Below are 1,709 nucleotides of genomic sequence, written 5' to 3'. Positions count from 1 at the left end.
CAGGGGAAAAGGTACGGCGTTGCTTGGTCATCAGACACCTCTCTGTGGCGAGCATTCTCGCCTAAATGGGTGTCCGGAATCATTAGACCACTACAAGTAGCAGTTACATTGACAGCATTATGTCTTTTAGCCACTAATCAAGTAGATGGAAATCATCAATGGCCACCGACTCTGCGATCAAGAAGATCACAAGGGAACCCACATGACATCGCTTACTAAGGTAAAGGCCCCCAAGGGTTCACTTAAGACTCTACTGGAGCAATGGACGGCGATGGTGGAGCGTTACGCGGCGATCCATAAGTATGTCGATAACTGCTGGTGGTACAACGAGCGTGCCACTCTTAGCTCGCTGGCCGGCGCCGCCTGGTCCATGGAAAACTGGGTGGCCTTGGAGGAGTTCTCCACGGGCAAGCGCCACAAAGTTAAAGCCGATGGTGTGGAATCGGGCGACCTGCGCCCGGGACGATGTGATCTCTATGTCACCAATCACAAGGTTTGCTTCGGTTTCGAGGCCAAGCAAGCTTGGCAACGGGTCGGGCCACGCTCCAACCCGACACGCAATGTGCACAAGGGCTTGCAGGCTGCCTGGGCGGACAGCGGGCATCTGGCTAACGACACAGACCACCGTTTCGCCGCCACCTTCATCGTGCCTTCGCTGCCACTAAACGCCGTCACCGGCGAATTAGGGAAGGTGGACCCGGAACAAGTCATGGCGCTGCTAAATACCTGGTTAGAGGGGCAGCGGGGATTTATACGTCCCGGAGGCAAAGAAACCAGTTATGCCTACACCTTTCCACACCTCGGTCATGAAGGCTTCATTTCCGGTCCCAGGTATTACCCCGGTGTGGTGCTGGTGCTCGAAGAGAGGTTCCGGGCGGCTAAGTTGTTGGATGGGGAGAACTGAGTTTCGGTGCAGTGCAACGTTGCCAAATTAGCACCTTTAGCACGGGATCGCCTGACACCATGACCTGCCTGCCTCACTCGATACATACGCCTTGATCAGTGCCCAAACATTACTCCACCTCAGTATCTAGTTGTATCGACGCTACCAACGCTCGACGATAATGTAGAGGCGATGCATGAAAATCAACGACCAGCACTCGAGGGGCAACGGACACCAATGTTTTCATCCGTTCCACAGGAACTGAGACGTAGACCGAGAGCAATCGACCATTTGCGCTCATCGAGCCAACACTTGGAGTAACAGACTCATTTTGGATGAAGGCAATAGCTTCCACCAATTGAATCTCTATCTCCGGATACTTAAAATCCTCTGGATAAACCACAGTACCTTTGAAAGTGAGGACAGCGAATTCTTGGATAGCGTCCTCCCCAGACGATACTTCGCGTCGGGTAGCCATTCGAAATGACCACGAAAAGTCCCAAGAAGTAATCTTCGCCTGGTACCATTTAAGAGAATATGGTGAAAGAGTCTGAGCACGTCTAGCACTTTTACCTCGACCGTTGTTAGGCTTGACCATATCCACCTCCCTACAGGGCCGAGCTAGACAAGAAAATCAACCACCAAACTCGACAATGAAAGGCTAGACCTATCCAGTGAACTACACACTGCGCATAGTTCTACGTTCTTTCACGAGAGTGATTATACCTCCGGCCCCGAATGGCACTTACTTAACGGCTAACCGGCTGATCTGACTACAAAAAAATGAAAAAAGGCCGCCCTTGGTCTACGGTGATAGTTGCGAACA

The 1,709-nt window shown here is 52.0% G+C and carries 2 protein-coding genes; one reads left to right on the top strand and one right to left on the bottom strand.

The annotated features are described in order from the left end of the window. The first annotated feature begins 145 nt into the window (after positions 1-145). Positions 146-904, top strand: a complete 759-nt coding sequence (locus BLV67_RS31965; protein ID WP_083269320.1) for a hypothetical protein — start codon at positions 146-148, stop codon at positions 902-904. A gap of 109 nt (positions 905-1,013) precedes the next feature. On the opposite strand, the gene BLV67_RS32850 is transcribed toward BLV67_RS31965, so the two are convergent. Continuing rightward, on the bottom strand, positions 1,014-1,481 hold the full coding sequence (locus BLV67_RS32850) for a hypothetical protein (RefSeq protein ID WP_141722695.1): 468 nt from the start codon (positions 1,479-1,481) through the stop codon (positions 1,014-1,016). Between the last annotated feature and the right edge of the window lie 228 nt (positions 1,482-1,709).

The organism is Pseudomonas salomonii (assembly GCF_900107155.1).
Taxonomy (GTDB): Bacteria; Pseudomonadota; Gammaproteobacteria; order Pseudomonadales; family Pseudomonadaceae; genus Aquipseudomonas; species Aquipseudomonas salomonii.
Note: the sequence above shows the minus strand (reverse complement) of the source record. Positions and strands in the feature narration are given on the sequence as shown.